Origin of the sequence: Pseudonocardia sp. NPDC046786, from assembly GCF_040645415.1 — a bacterium.
In the GTDB taxonomy this organism is placed as follows: domain Bacteria; phylum Actinomycetota; class Actinomycetes; order Mycobacteriales; family Pseudonocardiaceae; genus Pseudonocardia; species Pseudonocardia kongjuensis.
Genome location: NZ_JBEYYF010000022.1, coordinates 66,467 through 85,290, shown reverse-complemented (window position 1 = coordinate 85,290; position 18,824 = coordinate 66,467). Strand labels below are relative to the sequence as shown.

Below are 18,824 nucleotides of genomic sequence, written 5' to 3'. Positions count from 1 at the left end.
TTGACGCCGCCTGCCGTGCTCTGCATCATCCTGAACATCCACCGACCGATCGTTCTGGTTCTCGGTGATCACTTCAGCGTAGAAGGAGACGGTATGTCCGACGTGCCCACGATGCGGGAACTCCTCGGCGACGACGCCCTCAGCAACTGGGGCCGGTGGGGTCCCGACGACGAGGTGGGCGCCCTGAACTACCTCGACGCCGAGCAGGTCCTGCGCGGGGTGCGGTACGTCCGGTCCGGCGAGGTCTTCCCGCTGCAGGCGCCGATGGGACACCCGCACGGCGATCCGGTCTTCCCCGGCCGGGAGAGCATCAACCGCACCAACGTGCTCGACGAGTCGTCGTGGGACGAGGGCAAGGAGGGCGCCCCGGCGTTCCCCGGCGGCCTGCACTACGCCGACGACAAGGCGGAGATCTTCCTGCAGGGCTCCACGCAGTACGACGCGCTGGGGCACGTCTGGTACGACGGCAAGATCTGGAACGGCTACGACGCGCGCGACACCGTCGACGGCATGAAGAAGGCGTCCGTGCAGGCCATCGCCGAGCGCGGGGTGGCGGGCCGCGGGGTGCTGATCGACATGGCGCGCCACCGCGGCAAGCCGTGGCTCGACAAGGGCGAGACCTTCGACCACGAGGATCTGGAGGCGGCCGCGAAGGCCCAGGGCGTGGAGATCGGGCAGCGCGACGTCCTGCTGATCCGCACCGGTTTCCTGGCCTACTTCTACTCGGTCCCGGCGGAGGAGTTCTACGCCGACTTCGTCGAGCCGGGCCTGACCTACTCGCGCGGGCTCGTCGAGTGGTTCCACCGCCGGGAGATCCCGAACCTGGTCACCGACACCATCGCCAACGAGGTCACCAAGGACCCGGTGTCGGGCGTGATGCTGCCGCTGCACTGCGCCCTGATGCGCAACCTCGGCATCGTGCTCACCGAGATCGTCCTGCTGGACAAGCTCGCCGAGGCCTGCGCGGCCGACGGCCGGTGGGACTTCCTCTACACCGCGGCCCCGCTGAACGTCGTCGAGGGCACCGGCGCCCCGGTCAATCCCGTCGTGATCCGGTGAGCCCGATCCGATGAGCGTGTACGACGACAAGCCCTGGCTGGCCCGGTACGACCCGGGCCAGCCGGCCGCGATCGAACCGGAGTACGACAACGCGCTGGAGATGTTCCGGGCGACCGCGGCCCGGACACCGGACACCGACGCGATCCGCTACTTCGACGGCCGGATCACCTTCGCCGAGCTCGACCGGCTCACCGACTCCTTCGCGGCCGCACTGGCCGCGGAGGGGTTCGCCCCCGGCGAGCGGCTGGCCATCTTCGCGCAGAACGTCCCGCAGTTCGTCATCGCCCAGATCGGGACCTGGAAGGCCGGCGGCATCGCCGTGTCGATCAACCCGATGAACCGCGAACGCGAGCTCACCGAGCTGCTCACCGACTCCGGGGCGACCGTGCTGGTGGCGCTGCAGTCGCTGTACCGCGACGTGGCGGCCGCGGTGGTCGGCGGCACCGCGGTGCGCACCGTGATCACCACCTCGGAGCTGGAGTACCAGTCCCGCGACGAGCCCGCGGTGCTCGCCGGTGTGCAGCGCATCGAGTGCCCGGGCACCCTCGACCTCGCCGGGCTGCTCGACCGGTACGCCGGCAGCGCGCCGCCCCGGGTCGAGCTCGGGCCGGACGACATCGCCTTCCTGACCTACACCTCGGGGACGACCGGCCCGCCGAAGGGCGCGATGACGACCCACCGCAACGTGGTGTTCAACGCCCGCACCTACCGGGACTGGATCGGCATCGGCCCGGACGACGTGGTGCTCGGCGTCGCCCCGCTGTTCCACATCACCGGGCTGGTCGGGCACATCGCGATCTCGCTGCTGACCGGGGCGCCGCTGGTGCTGATGTACCGGCTGGACCCGGCGCTGGCCGTCGACACCATCGCGGCGGAGCGGGCGACGTTCACCGTCGGCTCGATCACCGTCTTCATCGCGCTGATGAACGTGCCGGACGTCGACCCGGCCAAGCTGGCGTCGTTCACCAAGATCTACTCGGGTGGCGCGCCGATCCCGCCGAGCACCGTGGAGGCCTTCCGGGCCACGTTCGGTCACTACATCCACAACATCTACGGACTGACCGAGACGACGTCCCCCTCGCACGGGGTGCCCTTCCACGCCGAGGCCCCGGTCGATCCGGCGTCCGGGGCGCTGTCGGTGGGCGTGCCCACCTACAACACGATGGTCCGGGTCGTCGACGAGGACGGCCGGGAGCTGCCGGCCGGCGAGATCGGCGAGCTGGTCACCGAGGGGCCCCAGGTCGTCGCCGGCTACTGGAACAAGCCGGACGAGACCGCGACCGCGCTGCCCGGGGGCGTGCTGCACACCGGCGACGTCGGGTACATGGACGCCGACGGCTGGTTCTACATCGTCGACCGCAAGAAGGACCAGATCAACGCGGGCGGCTACAAGATCTGGCCGCGCGAGGTCGAGGACGTCCTCTACGAGCATCCCGGGGTGCGGGAGGCCGCCGTCGTCGGGGTGCCCGACGAGTACCGCGGGGAGACGGTCAAGGCGTTCGTATCGCTGCGGGGCGGCGCCACGGTCACGCCCGAGGAGCTCGTCGCCTTCACCCGGGAGCGGATGGCCGCCTACAAGTACCCGCGGCAGGTGGAGATCCTCGACGAGATCCCGAAGACGGTCAGCGGGAAGGTCCTGCGCCGCGAGCTGCGGACCCGGTAGGCGCCCGCGCAGCACCCACGCAGCGCGCGGCGGGGCGGCGGCCGGTCCCGCTAGCATCGGGGAACGTGACGATGCAGCGGCCGGCCCCGCTCCACCCTCCGTCGTGAGCCGGTCCGTCCGGCGCCCGCGGTCCCGCGCGCCGCTGGCCGTCGGCGCCGCCGTCCTGCTCGGGGCGCTGGCCGTCGCGGCGGCGAACCTGGTCGTCCTCGGGCGCACCGCCGACGACGTGCTCCGCGACCCGGCGCAGCTGCGCCCGGCGCAGGTGGTGATCGTGCCCGGATCGCTGGTGGAGGACGACGGCACCCTCGGCACCATCGTGGGGGAGCGGGTCGGCGCGGCGGTCGAGCTGTACCGCAGCGGCACGGTGGACGCGCTGCTGATGTCCGGCGACAACAGCCGGATCTCCTACGACGAGCCGGGTGCGATGCGCGACGCCGCGCTCGCGCTCGGGGTGCCGCCGGAGGACGTCTTCACCGACTACGCGGGCTTCAGCACCTGGCAGACGATGCGCCGCGCGCACGAGATCTTCGAGGTCGGGACGGCCGTCGTGGTCACCCAGGAGCTGTACGCGCCGCGCGCGGTCGATCTCGCGCACGCCGCGGGCCTCGACGCCCAGGGCCTCGTGGTGGGCGACGGCGGCCGGGCCGGGCGCGAGGTGGCGGCCCGGGTCCGGGGCGTGGTGGAGACCGTCGTCCGGCCCGCGGTGACCGGCGGGCCGCCGATCCCGATCGACGGTGACGGGCGCTCCTCGTGGGCGCCGCCGCGTTCCTGAGCCGGGCGCGGGGACGGCGCGCCCGCTGGTGCTCCGGCCGGCGCCGGTGGTTCGATACCGGACGTGCTGCGCGCCGAGAAGACCAGTCCGTGGCGCAGCGCCTATGCGTTCACCGTGGACGGCACACCGGTCACCACGTTCAGCTCGCACTGGTGGCGATCCGGCGGCCGGATGACGGTCGACGGGCGCGAGTACCGGATCGGGACGCGGGCCTTCCGCAGCACCTACACCCTGACCGACGAGACCGGCGGCGCGGCCGGGCCGGGCGCGGTGGTCGCCACGGCCGAGCGGGTCGCCCGCAAGCGCTGGACGGTCACCGCCGACGGCCGGTCGTACGAGTTCCGGCGGGCCTCGATCTGGCGCTCCGAGCAGCTGCTCGTCGAGGGCGAGCTTACCCTCGGCTCCGTCCGCAGGCTGAGCTGGTGGCGCGGCGGTGCCGAGGCCGAGCTGCCCGGCCTGAGCCTGCCGGTGCAGCTGTTCGTGGTCGCCGTCGTGCTGTCCCTGTGGGAGCAGCAGAGCGCGGCCGCCGGATCGGGCGGCAGCTGATGCGCACGCCCGTCCCCGACTACCTGGCCGAGGTCCTCGACGGCGTCGCGGGCGACCGCTCCGGCGCGGTCGCCGACTACATCCCGGACCTGGCGCAGGCGGATCCGGAGGTGCTCGGCGTCGCCGTCACGACGGTCGCCGGGCGCACCTACGCGGCCGGCGACGCCGACGTCGAGTTCTCCATCCAGTCGATTTCCAAGCCGTTCGCCTATGCCGCCGCGCTCGCCGACCGCGGCACCGAGGTGGTGGACGCGACGGTCGGCGTCGAACCGTCCGGCGAGGCGTTCGACGAGCTGTCGCTGGAGGGCGGGACGCACCGCCCGAAGAACCCGATGATCAACGCCGGGGCGATCGCAGTGCACCACCTGCTGGTGGGGCCGGACGCCACCGGCGCCGCCCGCGTCGAGCGGATCGTGGACTTCTTCTCCGAACTGGCCGGGCGGCGGCTGTCCGTCGACGAGTCGGTGTACCGGTCCGAGATGGACACCGCCGACCGCAACCTCGCGATCGCGCACATGCTGCGCAACTACCGGGTGCTCGGCGAGCCGGCCGCCGAGGTCGTCGACGGCTACACCCGCCAGTGCGCGGTGAACGTGACCGTCCGCGACCTGGCGGTGATGGGCGCGACGCTGGCCAACGCCGGCGTCCATCCGGTCACCGGACGACGGGTGGTGCCCGCCGACGTGGCCCGCCGCACGCTGTCGGTGATGGCCGGCTCCGGCATGTACGACGGCGCCGGGGACTGGCTGGTCCGGGTCGGCATCCCGGCCAAGAGCGGCGTCGCCGGCGGGCTGATCGGCGCGCTGCCCGGCCAGCTCGGGCTCGCCACCGTGTCCCCGCGGCTGGACGGGCACGGCAACAGCGTGCGCGGCGTCGCGATCTGCGAGCGGCTCTCCCGCGACATGGGCATGCACCTGATGCGAGCCGTACGGCTCGACCGTGCTGCGCGGGATCCGGCCGGACGGCGACACGACGGTCGTCGCGCTGCAGGGCGTCGTGCAGTTCTCCGGGGCGGAGGCGGTGCTGCACCGGCTCGCCGAGACGCCGGTCGACGACTCCGAGATCGTGCTCGACCTGTCCCGGGTCGACCGGTTCTCCGACGTCGGGCGGCGGATGACGCTGGAGGGCCTGCGCCGGCTCGCGCTGGACGGGCACACCGTCGCCGTCGTCGACCCGGACGGCGTCCTTCCGGATCCGGACCTCGGCGACGGGACCCGGCCGCAGGTCCGGTCCCGGCCGGCCGCCGGCGGCTGATCCCGCGATGCAGGTCGTCGATCAGGAGCCGCACCACTGGTTCCTGCTCGACGACGACGGCCGGCTGCTGCTCGACGTGCACTGCAACCACGGCCCGGTCGGGTACTCGGTGCTGCTGGCGCTGGACGGGACCGAGATCCGCGGCCTGCACGAGCAGGGGCGCGAGTACCTGCACCGGCTCGCCGACGCGGTGCAGGACAGCGCGCCGATCGCCCGCGGCAGCCGGTCGCCGTACCGGGAGCGCGACCTGTCGGCGACGCACGGACGCCGGGTGAGCGACGCGGTCGCCGCCTGGCGGACCGGCTCCGGCTGACCGCCCACCTGCTGGGCGACCTCCCGCCGTCCGCCGCGGCCCGAGTCGGTGCTGTCTGAGTCGGTGCTGTCTGAGCCGGTGCTGCAGGCGCGGATCGTCGGCCGGGGCCGGTCCACCCGCGCCGGTGTGCCCCTCGGCTACGGCGCGGCGGGCAGCAGCCGCGCCAGGGCGGATCCGGCCGTCGCCCCGAGCGCGCCGGGATCCATCCCGGTCCGGCCGAGCGCGACGATGCCGAGCTGGGCCGATCGCGTGCTCGTCGACGCCACCGGCCGCTTCACCGGCACCGCGCCGCTCGCGCTGGGCGACATCTCCGGGCGCACCTCAAGCGAGATCGTCGCCGATCTCGCGCCCGGGCCCAGGGTGGTCAGGGCGTTCACCTCGGCGCCGCTGGCCTGGCTCGCCGATCCGCCTGCCGGGAAGCCCGCACCGTGCTGTTCGTCCCCGGCGACCACGCCGGGCCGCAGGCCCTGGTGACCGGGCTGATCGAGGAGAGATCGGCCTCGCGGCGGTCGATCTCGGGACGCCGCCGTCGGCGGGCGGCGGGCGGCTCCAGCAGGTCGGCGGTCCGCCGGCCGGGATCCGGCTGCAGCTCACCGACCGGTTCACGCCGTGACGGGCCGGGCGGAACGACCGGCGCGACAGCGTCGGGCGCCGAACGTCGGTCACCGCAGCTCCGCGACGACCTCCGCCACCAGCGGGTCCAGGTCCGCGCCCCGGTCCGCCTCCTCGACCAGGTTGGCGATCATCGCCGGTGCCCAGAACTTGCGCAGGTGACCGGCGATCGTCCCGACCGCCTCGTCGTGCGGGCGGCCGGCGAACTGGCGGGCGATCTCGTGCGCCATCCGCAGTTCCGGGGTGGTGGTGCCGGACATCGTCAGTCACCCGCCACGGCGACGGCGGCGGTGTGCCCGGTGTCCTCGGTCCCGGCCTCGGCCGCCACCCGCAGCGCCACCTGCACCGCGGTGACCTTGTACTCCGGGCAGTTCGTCGCCCAGTCGGAGTTCTCCGTGGTGACCACGTTCGCCCCGGAGACCGGATGGTGGAACGTGGTGTAGACGACGCCGACCGGCATCCGGTCCGACAGCCGGGCACGCAGCCGCGTCGAACCGACCCGGGAGCTGATCTCGACGAACTCGCCGCCGGTGATCCCACGGTCCTCCGCGTCGTGCGGGTGGATCTCCAGCACGTCCTCGGCGTGCCAGGACGAGTTCGCGGTGCGCCGGGTCTGCGCGCCCACGTTGTACTGGCTGAGGATCCGGCCGGTGGTCAGGATCAGCGGGTAGCGCCGGGTGCTGCGCTCCAGGGTCGGCACGTAGGTGGTGGGCATGAGCTTGCCCTTGCCGCGGGCGAAGCCGTCGACGTGCATGATCGGCGTGCCCAGCGGGGCGGCGTCGTTGCACGGCCACTGCACCGAGCCGACCTCGTCGAGGTGCCGGTGGCTGACCCCGGCGAACGTCGGGGTGGTCGCGGCGATCTCGTCCATGATGTCCGACGAGCTCGCCCAGCCCATGTCGAAGCCCATCAGGCCGGCGATCTCGCTGACCACCTGCCACTCGTGCTTGCCGGTGCGCGGCGCCGTCGTCGGCCGCACCCGGTTGATCCGCCGCTCGGCGTTGGTGAAGGTGCCGTCCTTCTCCAGGAAGGACGTCCCGGGCAGGAAGACGTGCGCGAACCGGGCCGTCTCGTTGAGGAACAGGTCCTGCACGACCAGGCAGTCCAGCGCGGTGAGCGCCTCCTCCACGTGCCGGGTGTTCGGGTCGGACTGGGCGATGTCCTCGCCTTGCACGAACAGCCCGCGGAAGGTGCCGCGCACGGCGGCGTCGAACATGTTCGGGATCCGCAGCCCGGGGTGCGGGTCCAGGGTGGTGCCCCACAGCTGCTCGTAGATGTCGCGCACCGACTCGGTGCCGATGTGCCGGTAGCCGGGCAGCTCGTGCGGGAACGAGCCCATGTCGCAGGAGCCCTGCACGTTGTTCTGGCCGCGCAGCGGGTTCACCCCGACGCCCTCGCGGCCGATGTTGCCGGTCAGCATCGCCAGGTTGGCCATGCCCATCACCATCGTCGAGCCCTGCGAGTGCTCGGTGACACCGAGGCCGTAGTAGATCGCGCCGTTGCCGCCGGTGGCGAACAGCCGGGCCGCCGCCCGGATCTCCTCGGCGGGGACGCCGATCACCTCCTCCAGGATCTCCGGCGAGTTCTCCGGCGAGGAGATGAACTCCAGATACTCGTCGAGGCCCTCGCAGCGGGCGTCGAGGAACTCCCGGTCCGTCAGGTCCTCGGTCACCACCACGTGCGCCATCGCGTTGACCAGCGCCACGTTGGTGCCCGGCTGCAGCTGCAGGTGGTGCGCGGCCTCGATGTGCGGCGAGCGGACCAGGTCGATCCGGCGCGGATCGGCGACGATCAGCTGCGCGCCGGCCCGCAGCCTGCGCTTCATCCGGGACGCGAACACCGGGTGCGCGTCGGTCGGGTTGGCGCCGATCACCAGCAGCACGTCGCTGTGCTCGACCGAGGCGAACGTCTGGGTGCCGGCCGAGGTGCCGAAGGTCTGGTTCAGGCCGTAGCCGGTGGGGGAGTGGCAGACCCGGGCGCAGGTGTCGACGTTGTTGTTGCCGAACGCCCCGCGGACCATCTTCTGGACCGCGTAGACCTCCTCGTTCGTCGTCCGGGACGAGGTGATCCCGCCGATCGCGCCCTGGCCGACCTCGTCGCGGATCGCGGAGAACCGGCGGGCGACCTCGCCGAGCGCGGTGTCCCAGTCGACCACCCGCCACTCGTCGTCGATCGAGTCGCGGATCATCGGCGACAGCTGCCGGTCGGGATGGTCGGCGTAGCCGAACGCGAACCGCCCCTTGACGCAGCTGTGCCCCTCGTTGGCGCCGCCGCCGGAGTACGGCACCATCCGGACCAGCTGGTCGCCGCGCAGCTCGGCCTTGAACGAGCAGCCGACGCCGCAGTAGGCGCAGGTGGTGAGGACCGTCCGGTTCGGCATGCCGAGATCGACGACCGACTTCTCCTGCAGCGTCGACGTCGGGCAGGCCTGCACGCAGGCACCGCAGGAGACGCACTCCGAGGACAGGAAGTCCGGTGCGCCGCCGGGCACGATCCGGCTGTCGAAGCCGCGGCCCTCCATGGTGAGCGCCAGGGTCCCCTGCACCTCGTCGCAGGCGCGGACGCAGCGCGAGCAGGCGATGCACTTGCTGGGGTCGTAGTCGAAGTACGGGTTCGACGTGTCCTTGCCCTCGTCGAGGTGGTTCGCGCCCTCGTAGCCGTAGCGGACGTCGCGCAGCCCGACGACACCCGCCATGTCCTGCAGCTCGCAGTCGCCGTTGGCCGGGCAGGTCAGGCAGTCCAGCGGATGGTCGGAGATGTAGAGCTCCATCACGCCGCGGCGCAGCTCGGCCAGCTCCGGGGTCTGGGTGGACACCGTCATGCCGTCCGCGCACGGGGTGGTGCAGCTGGCCGGGGTGCCCTTGCCGCCCTCGATGTCGACCAGGCACAGCCGGCAGGAGCCGAACGGTTCGAGCGAGTCGGTCGCGCACAGCTTCGGGATGGTGATGCCGGCCTCGGCGGCCGCGCGCATCACCGAGGTACCTGCCGGGACCTCGACGGTGTGGCCGTCGATCTCGACGGTGACCGTGGTGTCCGAGGTGCGGGCCGGGGTGCCGTGGTCGGTCTCCTTGAGCAGGGCCATCGCTACTCCTCCGTGCCCATCAGTGCCGCGTTGCGGGCGGCGGTGTCGGCGGCGAACTTGTCGGGAACCGGCAGTCCGGTGTGCACCGGCGGCCGGTCGAAGTCCTCGGCGAAGTCGGTGACGGCGCTGCGCACCGGCATCGGGGTGAGGCCGCCCATCGCGCACAGCGAGCCCTTGGTCATGGTGTCGCAGAGGCTGTCCAGCAGGAGCAGGTTCCGCTCCCGGTCGACCCCGCCGATGATCTTGTCGATGGTCTCGACGCCGCGCACCGCGCCGACTCGGCACGGCGTGCACTTTCCGCAGGACTCGATCGCGCAGAACTCCATCGCGAACCGGGCCTGGCGGGCCATGTCGACGGTGTCGTCGAACACCACCACGCCGCCGTGCCCGATCATCGCGTTCGCCGCGGCGAACCCCTCGTAGTCCATCGGCAGGTCGAACCGGGTGGTCGGCAGGTAGGCGCCCAGCGGGCCGCCGACCTGCACGGCGCGCACCGGCCGGCCGGACGCGCTGCCGCCGCCGTAGCCCTCGACGAGCTCGCCGAGCGTGATGCCGAACACGGTCTCGACGATCCCGCCCCGGCGGATGTTGCCGGCCAGCTGGAACACCTGGGTGCCGCGGGACCGGTCGACGCCCAGCTCCTGGTAGGCGGCCGGGCCGTCGGCCATGATCATCGGGACGGAGCCCAGGGTCAGCACGTTGTTGACGACCGTCGGCCTGCCGAACAGGCCCTCCAGCGCGGGGATCGGCGGCTTCGCCCGGACCGTGCCGCGCCTGCCCTCGAGGCTCTCCAGCATCGAGGTCTCCTCGCCGCAGATGTAGGCACCGGCGCCGACCCGGACGAACAGGTCGAACGACAGGTCGCTGCCGGCGATCCGCTCGCCCAGCCGGCCGCGGGAGTAGGCGATCTCGATGGCCTGGCGCATCACGCGGACCGCGTCCGGGTACTCCGAGCGCAGGTAGATGTAGCCCTCGGTGGCGCCCACCGCGTACGCGGCGATGGTCATGCCCTCGATCAGGGTGAACGGGTCACCCTCCATCAGCATCCGGTCGGCGAACGTGCCGGAGTCGCCCTCGTCGGCGTTCGCGCAGACGAACTTCAGGCCGGCCGGGGCGTCGTGCACGGTCTTCCACTTGATCCCGGCCGGGAAGCCCGCGCCGCCGCGGCCGCGCAGGCCGGACTCGGTGACGGTGTCGACGACCTCGGCCGGCGACATCTGCAGGGCCCGGTCGAGCCCGGCGAACCCGCCGTGCCGGAGGTAGTCCTCGATGTTCAGCGGATCGATCACGCCGACCCGGCAGAAGGTGACCCGCTGCTGGGAGGACAGCCAGTCGATGTCGTCGGTGCGGCCGTGGCAGAGCCGGGTGGCCGCGCCGTCGAGCATCCCGTCGTCGACCAGCCCGGCGACGTCGGCGGCGGCCACCGGCCCGTAGGCGATCCGGCCGTCGTCGGCGTCGATCTCGACCAGCGGCTCCAGCCAGAGCATGCCGCGGGAGCCGTTGCGGACGATCCGGATCTCCCGCCCGGCGCCGGCGGCGGCCGCGGTGAGCGCGTCGGCGACCTCGTCGGCGCCGACCGAGCGGGCCGCGGAGTCGGCCGGGACGTACACCGTCACCGGGGCGCTCATCGGTCCGCCTCCCGCAGGAGCGCGTCGAACCGGTCGGGGGTGACCCGGCCGTGCAGCCGGCCGTCGACGGTGACGGCTGGGCCGAGCGCGCAGTTGCCGAGGCAGAAGATCTGCTCCAGCTCGTAGGTGCCGTCGTCGGTGCGGGCATCCATCGCGATGCCCAGCGTGCCCGTGGCGTGCTCGACGAGCTCGTTCGCGCCGACCGCCTGGCAGGCCTCGGCGCGGCAGATCTGCACGACGCACTCCGCGGCGGGGGTGCGCCGGAAGTCCTTGTAGAACGTGGCGACGCCGTGCACCTCGGCCTCGGAGAGGTTGAGCACCTCGGCGATCACCGCCGTGTCGGCGTGCGTGATGTGGCCGATCTCCTCGACCACCCGGTGCAGGATCGGCATCAGGGCGCCGCGCTCGCCGGACAGGCCCGCGGCGATCTCCCGGACGGCGGCGGCCCGTCCGGTGTCCAGTGCCACGTCAGACATGTGCCTCCCCATCGCCAGTGATGCTCCTCACACGTTGTCAAGAGGGAGGCGCATCGACAAGAGTCCTGTGAGTCGACCTGTCGATCCGTTGATAAGTAACGTCGATCACAGCTGGTTAGACTCGTGCGATGCCGCCCGACATCCTGATCCGCCAGCTGGAGTACGTGGTGGCACTGGCCCGCGAGCAGCACTTCGGCCGGGCCGCGGCGGCCAGCCACGCCAGCCAGCCCGCGCTGTCCGCGGCGATCCGGAAGCTGGAACGCGAGCTGGGCGTCACGATCGTGCAGCGCGGCCGCCGGTTCGCCGGGTTCACCGACGAGGGCCGCCGGGTCGTCGCATGGGCGCACCGGATCCTTGCCGAACGCGACGGGCTCCGGAACGACCTGGACCGGATGCGCGACGAGCTGACCAGCACCCTGCGGATCGGCGCGATCCCGACCGCGGTGCCGCCGAGCCCGCTGGTGACCACGCCGTTCCGGGAGCGCCATCCGCAGGCCGGCGTGCGGATCGAGGCGCTGTCGTCGACCGAGATCCTCCGCAAGCTGGAGGAGTTCGAGATCGACGTCGGACTGACCTACCTCGACCCGCACACCCCGGAGGCCACCGCGGCCGTCCTGCTCTACCGCGAGCACTACCTGCTGCTCACCCCGGCCGACGGGCCGGCCGCCGGGCGGCCGACGGTGCGCTGGAGCGACATCGCGGCGCTGCCGCTGTGCATGCTCGACACCAGCATGCAGAACCGCCGGATCCTGGAGCACGCGGCCGCCGCGGCGGGCACCCGGCTGACCCCGGCCGTCGAGACGAACACCGTCGACGGCCTCTACGCGCACGCCGCCGGCGGGGCGTGCTCCAGCATCATCGCGCACACCTGGCTGCACGCGTTCGGCATCCCGGAGGGGATGACGACGATCCCGCTGGCCGAGCCGAGCCCGCAGCCCGCGGTGGGCATCGTGATCCCGGGCCGGCAGCCGAACTCGATCGCGGCGAACGCGCTGCTGGAGGTGGTCGGTGGGCTCGACGTCGCCGGCGAGCTGGACCGCTCGGTCGCGGCGGCGACCGGCTCGGTCGGGCCGCGGGACACCGTCCTGGCGCCGGACCTCCGGTAGCAGCCCGCCCGCGCCGCGCCCCACCCGCACCGTCCCCGCCGCGCCCTGCCGGTCGAGTCCGCACGGGATCCGGTGCCGTGCGGACACACCGGGAACCCGTGCGGACCGATCAGGTGGTGGCCGGCGCCGGCGCCGGGGGACCGTAGGCCAGGCGCCGGAGCAGCGCCTCGGCGGGACCGGCAGCGCCGCGCCGTTCCAGCACGACCGCCCACAGCACCGTGAGCAGCCAGACCCCGATCGCGAACGCGGCCGTCGCCGCGCTGCCGAGGATCTCGCCGAGACCCAGGCCCCAGGCCGTGAGCAGCGGGGCGCACAGCACCGACTGGGCCAGGTAGCAGCTCAGCGACCGCTTCCCGACCGCGGTCAGCGCGCCACCGAGCGGCCCGAGCGGCCGGTCCGCCAACCGGCCGCCGACCAGCCCGAACACCGCGACGTAACCGAGGCCGCAGGCCAGACCGGTGAGCATCTGCGGCATCGCGAACGACGACATCGCCGGCGACAGCGCGTCGAGCACCCCGATGTGGGCCAGCGCGAGCGGCAGCCCGCCGAGCCAGCCGATCGAGATGCCACCGACCGCGGTGATCCACAGCAACCGCCGGTGCTCCTGCGGGCGCTCCAGCACGCCGCGGCGGGCGGCCCAGAACCCGAGCAGGATCGACACCGGGACGACCATCCCGACGAGGCCCTGGATCACCAGCACCTGCAGCGGCCACATCGTCATCCGTGCCAGCGCGGCGCCGAGGACGTCCGGGTCGGACACGCTCGCCCGCGCCAGCACGGTGACCACGGAACCCAGGTCGTTCGGCGGCTGCTCCCCGGCCAGCACGGCGAGCCCCTCCAGCGCCGACAATGCCGCGAGCAGCGCGAGCAGCCCGGTTCCGATGCCGGCCCAGACCAGCAGCGTCCGGTCCGACCGGCGCAGGAACAGCCACACCAGCACCAGCCCGCACAGGCCGTAGGCACCCAGCACGTCGCCGCCCCACAGCAGCAGGGCGTGCACCGCGCCGAACGCGACCAGCAGCAGGTTGCGGCGGCGCAGCAGCCGTCGTGCCTCGTCGTCGGAGAGTCCGGCGCGGCGTTGCCGTCGCAGGATCATCACCAGGCCGTAGCCGAACAGGAAGGCGAACATCGGATAGACCCGCAGGTCCACCGTGGTGATCAGGACGGCCTGGACGACCCGGTCGGCGACCGATCCGTCCGCCGGGTGCGCGCCCATCCCGCCGGACGGTCGACCGTACAGGTGGTACGGGGTGTTCGCCAGGACGATCAGCAACAGCATGATCCCCCGGGCGAGGTCCGGCCCCGGTATCCGGCCGGTGGGCCCGGCCGCGCCGGGCGGTGCGGGCGAACGTGCGTGGTCGGTGGTCATGGTTCCCCCCTGGGCCGGTGCGGTGTGGCGCCGACGGCGTGCTCGAACAGGTCGGCCAGCTCGGTGGCGTGTGCGTCGACGTCGTGATCTGGATAGCTGTCGGCGTAGGCGACCATCGAGTCGATGGCGGCCTGGACGGTCACCGCCATCACTCGGGTGTCGAACCGGCGCAGCTCGCCGGACTCCTGGCCCGCCCGGAACATCTCCTCCATGCCGCGGTAGAGCGGCTCGTTGAACTCGTCGCCGTAGCGCAGCCGGCCCTGCGCATCGCGGAGGTTGTTGAGGATCTCGGCCAGCGCGACCATCTCGGCCCGGTGCGCGCCGACGTAGCCGCCGACGGCGATGATCCGGGCGCGCAGCCGCCCGACCGCGGTCGTCTCCCGCTGGATGTGCGGCACCACGAACTCGGTGATCTCCCGGTACAGGTGCTCGACGAGCTGGTCGATCAGGTTGTCCCGGCCGGCGAAGTGGTACGCGATCACGCCCTTGCTGATGCCGGCGTGCTCGGCGATCCGAGCCAGCGAGGCGTTCGCGTAGCCGAGCTCGGCGATGGTCGCGACGGCGCTGTCGATGATCTGCGCGCGCCGGACGTCCTCGATGACCGAGCGCCGCTTCTGACCGGTCGGGCTATTTTCTGACCGCATGGATTAGAAATAGCACGCTCGGTCAGTCCTGTGCAACGATCGGGGTCGGGAGCGGTCGTCGTACCGAGGGGGTGACCGATGGGAGAGGGTCCGCCGACGATCGAGCGGGTGCGCGATCCCGATCTGCTCGTCGCGAACGCGTCCCTGTTCGACCGGCCGGTGACAGCGCACGGCGCGGCCGACTTCCTGCGCCGCGAGGGGCACCTGCTGCTGCTCGCCCGGGCCGCCGACGGCACCGGCATCGGCTTCGTGTCCGGGATCGAGATGCGCCATCCGGACGGTGATCCCGAGATGTTCGTCTACGAGCTGGGCGTCGAGGAGCCCTGGCGCCGCCGCGGGGTGGCAGCGGCGCTGCTGCGTGCGCTGGGGGAGGAGGCCGGTCGCCGGGGCTGCACGGGCATGTGGACCGGGACCGGGCGGGACAACGTCGCGGCGCTCGCCACCTACCGGTCGCTCGGGGCGGAGGTCGACGACCGCTCGGTCTTCGTGACCTGGGAGACCGGCCCCGGTCCGGACGACGCGCGGACGCGCTGACCCACGCGACCGGCCCGGGGCAGTGCAGCGCCGGCCGCGGTTCGCACGGGTTCGCTGCGTTCGCACGGGATCCGATCCCGTGCGGATGGGCCGATTCCGTGCGGACGCGATGGCGTGCTGGATCGCGCCGGGTGAGCCCGTGAACGGGGTGGGCCGGGTGGGCCGGGTGCGTCTGTCGGTGCGGTGCCGGTCAGGCGGGCAGTGCCAGCAGGTCCGCGTGGCCGACGGTCACCCGCAGCGTCCCCGCCGCCTGCTCGCGGTCCCGGCGGTCCCGGTAGGCCCCGGCCGGCCCGTTCAGCTCCGGGCGCTGCTCGCAGGCCGCGTCCAGCCAGCCGGCCAGCCACTCGCCCAGCAGGCCGGGGCGGTCCGGTCCGAGCTGCCACGGTGTCTCCGCGGTCCGGACCCGGGCGCCGCGGCGGGTGAACGCGTCGGTGGCGGCGGCGGCCGCGTCCGGGCCGAGCAGGCGCCGCCCGCCGGTCACACGTCGCTGGTGGTCGTCGAACGCGGCGGCGAGCTCGCGGTCGGCCGGATCGGCCGGATCGAACCGGACCCGGCCGGTGACCGACAACGTCAGCAGGGCCGGGACACCGGCGCCGGTGCACGCATCGGCCAGCGCCTCGATCTCGTCGGCGGTCAGCATGTCGAGCAGCGCCGACGCGGTGACCAGGGAGGTGCCGGCCAGCGCGGTGGCGTCCAGCGTGGTCAGGTCGCCGGGCGCGGCCTCGCCGGTGACCCCGGCGGGCAGATCGGCGACCGCGTGGCGGAGCAGCTCGGCGTCGCGGTCGTGCAGCATCCAGTGCTGGTCCGGTTGCGCGGGCTGGTCCGGCGGCGCGGGCCGGGTGGACCGGTGCGGGTGCGCGGGGTGGTCCGGCGGAGCCGGCCGGTCCGCCTGCGCGGGACGGTCGTCGCGGCGCCGGTGCAGCAGCGGCGCGAGCCAGCGCGACATCGAGCCGGTGCCGCAGCCGAGGTCGCGCACCAGCAGCGGCCCGGGTGGCAGCGCGTCCCGCAGGGCGGCGGCGAGCGCCGCGGAGCGGGCGTCGGCGTCGGCGGGTTCGCGCAGCGCCAGCCAGTCCGGCGGGCAGCTCTGCGATCCGGCCGCACCCTGCAGCGGGGCGGTCACGCCAGGCCGCGCTCTCGGCCGGCACCGGGGCTCCCGCCGCTACGGGGCCCGGTGCTGCTGGTCCGGGTGCTGCCGATCACTGTGTCTCCTCCGGGCGTCGCGCCGTCGTGGGGCCGCTACGGGTGTGAACGTGCGGGAGGCGCCGCACGTTCACCGTCCGGCCGGAGTCGGCTGCCCGTAGGCGTCGAGGAAGCGGTCGCGGAAGGCGTCCATCGGCCAGACCGGCGCGGCGGGCGGCGGCCGCAGCCCGGCCGACCAGTCCCAGTCGTCGATCCGGTCGAGCACCTCCGGGTCCCGGGTGATGATCGAGACCGGGACGTCCCGGCTCGCCGCGGCGCCGGTCACCACCGAGGCGGGCTGGTGGTCCCCGAGCATGACGACGACGAGATCGTCGTCGCCGAACCGCTCGATCCAGCCGAGGGTGGCCTCCAGCGCGTACTCGGTGGAGCGGAGGTAGTCCTCGCGGATCGCGTCCGGGGCCCCGGCGAAGATCGACTCGAAGGTGCGCTGGTCATCGGCGTACGGGGCGTAGACCGAGCCGTCGCCGACCTCGTCCCACCCGAGCATCGGCGGCACCGGTGCCCACGGCGCGTGGCTGGAGGTGAGCGCGATCTCGGCCATCAGCGGCCCTCGGTCGGTGCGGTCGTGCTCGAGCCGGGAGAACGCCGACAGCGCGTACTGGTCCGGCATCGGGGACCAGCTGAACGGCGGCCCCCGGTAGTCCAGCCCGTCGAAGGCGTGCACCCGCTGGTGGCCGTAGAAGTCGGCCTCCGGCCAGGCCCGCGTCGTGCCGGGCATGACGGCGGTGGTCTCCCAGCCGGCGTCGCGGAACGCCCGGACCAGGGTCAGCCGGTCGGAGGTGACGAGCGCGTCGTGCCGGCGCTGGTCGTCGATCCGGAGCCCGGAGAACAGCGTCGCGTGCGCCAGCCAGCTGCCGCCGCCGCTGATCGGGGAGGTCAGGAACCCGCTGCGGGAGTCGAACCCGGCGGCGTCGAGGCGGCGATCGGAGTCGTCCAGCACCGCCGTGGTGCGCGGGGCCATCTCCGGGTCCTCCAACGCGGTCCGCCCGTAGCTCTCGACGACGGCGAACACGACGTCCTTGCCGCGCAGCGCGCCGAGCAGCTGGTCGCCGGGGACATCGGCGTAGGCGTCGTCGGCGAGCTCGGAGGCGAAGGCCCGCTGGTCGGCGATCGCGGCCGGGATGCCGACGGCCCGGTCGCGCAGCTGGGTGACGCCGTCGGCCGCGGCGACCGGGACGCCGGGCACCAGCTGTGCCCCGATGACCGCCCACACGACCAGCCAGACGGTGCCGAGCGCGGCCGTGCCGGGCAACGCGACCCGGTGGTGCCGGGCGGCCAGACCGGCGAGCCGGACGACCGCCAGCGCCGTCGCCACCAGCAGCCCGACGGCCAGCACCCCGGCCAGGACGGCGACCAGCACCGCGCCGGCCGGGCCGAGGGTGCCGCGCAGGAACTCCTGCGCGTTGCCGATCAGCACCCAGTCCGCGACCGGGTCGAACGGGCGGTCCAGGAAGATCACGAAGCCGAGGTCGAACAGCTTCAGCAGCCCGACGACGGCGAGCAGCAGCCCGGCCACCGCACCGGTGATCCGGCGGGCCCGGCCGGGCAGCAGCGCCAGGACGGCGACGCCGAGCACGATCTCGATCGGCAGCCGCAGGAACGCCGCCGGAACGATGTTCACCGGGTCGCCGGGCAGCACCAGGATGAGCCCGACCAGCGCCGCACAGACCGTGGTGAGCAGCGCGGCACCGGCCGCCCGCCAGCGGACCGGGTGCTCGTCGGCGGTCCGCCAGAGCCAGACCACCGACGTCCCGAACGACCAGAGCAGCGCCGCCAGCGCGACCGCGAGCACGGAGTGCCCGATCGTGCCGGGCAGCAGCCCGGCGGCGGCGGCGATCAGCACGACACCCTGCAGCGCGGCGACCACCTTCGCCGAGCGGCGCACCGGCAGCGACCCCTGCAGCCACGGCAGCACCCGGGCCGCGCCGACGAAGACGTAGCGCAGCAGGCCCAGCACCGGCGCCCACCACAGGTGTGAGGCGATCGCGACGTGCACCGACAGCACCAGCAGCAGCAGCGCGTCGGTCTCCATGTCGAATCGGGCGCCCAGCTCGCTCGCGGTGCCGGTGCGGCGGGCGACGATCCCGTCCACCGCGTCGAGCCCGAACGCGACGAGTGCCAGCGCCACCAGCGCGACCTGCCCAGGGCCGTCCAGCCCGATCAGCGTCGCGACCGCGACCACCAGCACGCCGCGGGCCAGCGTGACGACGCCCGCGGGCCCGAGCGTCACCGCACCGCCGGACACCGGTGCCGCGGCCGGGCCGGGCCCGGGTGCGGCTGCGGAATCCGCATCCGTGGCGCCGGCGGGGTCAGCGCCGGACCCCGTGCCGGCGGACTCCGTGCCGGCGGGCTCCGGGGTCCGCCGGGCGGCCCGGGCGAGCACCGCCGCGGCCGCGGCGCCGAGGGCCGCGCCGAGCAGCGCGCGCACCAGGCCCACGTCGGTGAAGGCCGCGAGCAGCGCCAGCACGACGGCCAGCAGCGCGGCGCCGGCGATGAGCTGCCGGGCGACCGGCGCCGTGGCGACGGCCCGGACGGGACGGGGAATCACGACCGCCAAGGATGCCCG

17 protein-coding genes and 1 pseudogene are annotated in these 18,824 nt (G+C 73.6%); 10 read left to right on the top strand and 8 right to left on the bottom strand.

Annotated elements, in window-relative coordinates; translation table 11 throughout:
• Positions 1-93: 93 nt before the first annotated feature.
• The 8 genes and pseudogenes from ABZ881_RS23835 to ABZ881_RS23800 all read left to right on the top strand — a co-directional run bounded on the left by ABZ881_RS23835 (position 94) and on the right by ABZ881_RS23800 (position 6,081).
• Positions 94-1,059 carry a cyclase family protein gene (locus ABZ881_RS23835; protein ID WP_358487746.1) on the top strand — a complete coding sequence of 322 codons (966 nt, stop codon included), beginning with the start codon at positions 94-96 and terminating at the stop codon, positions 1,057-1,059.
• A gap of 10 nt (positions 1,060-1,069) precedes the next feature.
• The gene (locus ABZ881_RS23830) at positions 1,070-2,722 is read left to right on the top strand and encodes an AMP-binding protein (RefSeq protein WP_358487745.1); all 1,653 of its coding nucleotides are present in this window, start codon (positions 1,070-1,072) and stop codon (positions 2,720-2,722) included.
• A 103-nt stretch (positions 2,723-2,825) separates the two neighbouring features.
• On the top strand, positions 2,826-3,494 hold the full coding sequence (locus ABZ881_RS23825; protein ID WP_358487743.1) for an ElyC/SanA/YdcF family protein: 669 nt from the start codon (positions 2,826-2,828) through the stop codon (positions 3,492-3,494).
• Positions 3,495-3,557: 63 nt separating this feature from the next.
• Positions 3,558-4,040 carry a hypothetical protein gene (locus ABZ881_RS23820; RefSeq protein WP_358487742.1) on the top strand — a complete coding sequence of 161 codons (483 nt, stop codon included), beginning with the start codon at positions 3,558-3,560 and terminating at the stop codon, positions 4,038-4,040.
• Positions 4,040-4,897, top strand: a pseudogene (glsA, locus tag ABZ881_RS23815) (glutaminase A); the annotation flags it as partial. The gene ABZ881_RS23820 and the pseudogene glsA, both read left to right, overlap by 1 nt.
• 82 nt (positions 4,898-4,979) lie before the next feature.
• Positions 4,980-5,294 (top strand): STAS domain-containing protein, encoded by a 315-nt coding sequence (locus ABZ881_RS23810; RefSeq protein WP_358487784.1) that lies wholly within the window; start codon positions 4,980-4,982, stop codon positions 5,292-5,294.
• 7 nt (positions 5,295-5,301) lie between these two features.
• Positions 5,302-5,607, top strand: coding sequence for a hypothetical protein (locus tag ABZ881_RS23805; RefSeq protein WP_358487782.1), 306 nt, complete (start codon positions 5,302-5,304; stop codon positions 5,605-5,607).
• Positions 5,608-5,670: 63 nt separating this feature from the next.
• The gene (locus tag ABZ881_RS23800) at positions 5,671-6,081 is read left to right on the top strand and encodes a hypothetical protein (protein WP_358487740.1); all 411 of its coding nucleotides are present in this window, start codon (positions 5,671-5,673) and stop codon (positions 6,079-6,081) included.
• Positions 6,082-6,269: 188 nt separating this feature from the next.
• On the opposite strand, the gene ABZ881_RS23795 is transcribed toward ABZ881_RS23800, so the two are convergent.
• Genes ABZ881_RS23795 through ABZ881_RS23780 form a run of 4 tightly spaced genes read right to left on the bottom strand, consistent with a single transcriptional unit; the run spans position 6,270 to position 11,405 of the window.
• Positions 6,270-6,479: a formate dehydrogenase subunit delta gene (locus tag ABZ881_RS23795; protein WP_358487739.1), complete on the bottom strand. Its 210-nt coding sequence runs from the start codon at positions 6,477-6,479 to the stop codon at positions 6,270-6,272.
• 2 nt (positions 6,480-6,481) lie between these two features.
• On the bottom strand, positions 6,482-9,301 hold the full coding sequence (fdhF, locus tag ABZ881_RS23790) for a formate dehydrogenase subunit alpha (RefSeq protein ID WP_358487738.1): 2,820 nt from the start codon (positions 9,299-9,301) through the stop codon (positions 6,482-6,484).
• 2 nt (positions 9,302-9,303) lie between these two features.
• Positions 9,304-10,929, bottom strand: coding sequence for an NADH-ubiquinone oxidoreductase-F iron-sulfur binding region domain-containing protein (locus ABZ881_RS23785; RefSeq protein WP_358487736.1), 1,626 nt, complete (start codon positions 10,927-10,929; stop codon positions 9,304-9,306).
• Positions 10,926-11,405 carry an NAD(P)H-dependent oxidoreductase subunit E gene (locus tag ABZ881_RS23780; RefSeq protein WP_358487735.1) on the bottom strand — a complete coding sequence of 160 codons (480 nt, stop codon included), beginning with the start codon at positions 11,403-11,405 and terminating at the stop codon, positions 10,926-10,928. The genes ABZ881_RS23785 and ABZ881_RS23780 overlap by 4 nt, the downstream gene beginning before the upstream one ends.
• A gap of 128 nt (positions 11,406-11,533) precedes the next feature.
• Between ABZ881_RS23780 and ABZ881_RS23775 the strand changes: the two genes are divergently transcribed.
• Positions 11,534-12,511 (top strand): LysR family transcriptional regulator, encoded by a 978-nt coding sequence (locus ABZ881_RS23775; RefSeq protein WP_358487733.1) that lies wholly within the window; start codon positions 11,534-11,536, stop codon positions 12,509-12,511.
• Between the two features lie 109 nt (positions 12,512-12,620).
• Here ABZ881_RS23775 and ABZ881_RS23770 read toward each other — a convergent pair whose 3' ends face one another.
• Both ABZ881_RS23770 and ABZ881_RS23765 read right to left on the bottom strand, forming a co-directional pair.
• Complete coding sequence (locus tag ABZ881_RS23770; protein WP_358487732.1) at positions 12,621-13,880, bottom strand: DUF418 domain-containing protein; 1,260 nt, start codon at positions 13,878-13,880, stop codon at positions 12,621-12,623.
• Positions 13,877-14,524, bottom strand: a complete 648-nt coding sequence (locus ABZ881_RS23765) for a TetR/AcrR family transcriptional regulator (RefSeq protein WP_358487730.1) — start codon at positions 14,522-14,524, stop codon at positions 13,877-13,879. Before ABZ881_RS23765 ends, ABZ881_RS23770 begins: the two co-directional genes overlap by 4 nt.
• 78 nt (positions 14,525-14,602) lie before the next feature.
• Between ABZ881_RS23765 and ABZ881_RS23760 the strand changes: the two genes are divergently transcribed.
• The gene (locus ABZ881_RS23760) at positions 14,603-15,058 is read left to right on the top strand and encodes a GNAT family N-acetyltransferase (protein ID WP_358487729.1); all 456 of its coding nucleotides are present in this window, start codon (positions 14,603-14,605) and stop codon (positions 15,056-15,058) included.
• A gap of 190 nt (positions 15,059-15,248) precedes the next feature.
• Here ABZ881_RS23760 and ABZ881_RS23755 read toward each other — a convergent pair whose 3' ends face one another.
• Together ABZ881_RS23755 and ABZ881_RS23750 are read right to left on the bottom strand one after the other, a co-directional pair.
• Positions 15,249-16,178: an SAM-dependent methyltransferase gene (locus tag ABZ881_RS23755; protein ID WP_358487728.1), complete on the bottom strand. Its 930-nt coding sequence runs from the start codon at positions 16,176-16,178 to the stop codon at positions 15,249-15,251.
• 150 nt (positions 16,179-16,328) lie between these two features.
• A complete protein-coding gene (locus ABZ881_RS23750) occupies positions 16,329-18,806 on the bottom strand; it encodes a CDP-alcohol phosphatidyltransferase family protein (protein ID WP_358487726.1) in 2,478 nt (825 codons plus the stop codon).
• Positions 18,807-18,824: the final 18 nt, after the last annotated feature.

Coding starts and splice junctions, on each gene's coding strand:
- ABZ881_RS23835 (WP_358487746.1), top strand. CDS start 94: ATGTCCGACGTGCCCACGATGCGGGAACTCCTCGGCGACGACGCCCTC.
- ABZ881_RS23830 (WP_358487745.1), top strand. CDS start 1,070: ATGAGCGTGTACGACGACAAGCCCTGGCTGGCCCGGTACGACCCGGGC.
- ABZ881_RS23805 (WP_358487782.1), top strand. CDS start 5,302: ATGCAGGTCGTCGATCAGGAGCCGCACCACTGGTTCCTGCTCGACGAC.
- ABZ881_RS23795 (WP_358487739.1), bottom strand. CDS start 6,479: ATGTCCGGCACCACCACCCCGGAACTGCGGATGGCGCACGAGATCGCC.
- fdhF (WP_358487738.1), bottom strand. CDS start 9,301: ATGGCCCTGCTCAAGGAGACCGACCACGGCACCCCGGCCCGCACCTCG.
- ABZ881_RS23785 (WP_358487736.1), bottom strand. CDS start 10,929: ATGAGCGCCCCGGTGACGGTGTACGTCCCGGCCGACTCCGCGGCCCGC.
- ABZ881_RS23780 (WP_358487735.1), bottom strand. CDS start 11,405: ATGTCTGACGTGGCACTGGACACCGGACGGGCCGCCGCCGTCCGGGAG.
- ABZ881_RS23775 (WP_358487733.1), top strand. CDS start 11,534: ATGCCGCCCGACATCCTGATCCGCCAGCTGGAGTACGTGGTGGCACTG.
- ABZ881_RS23770 (WP_358487732.1), bottom strand. CDS start 13,880: ATGACCACCGACCACGCACGTTCGCCCGCACCGCCCGGCGCGGCCGGG.
- ABZ881_RS23765 (WP_358487730.1), bottom strand. CDS start 14,524: ATGCGGTCAGAAAATAGCCCGACCGGTCAGAAGCGGCGCTCGGTCATC.
- ABZ881_RS23760 (WP_358487729.1), top strand. CDS start 14,603: ATGGGAGAGGGTCCGCCGACGATCGAGCGGGTGCGCGATCCCGATCTG.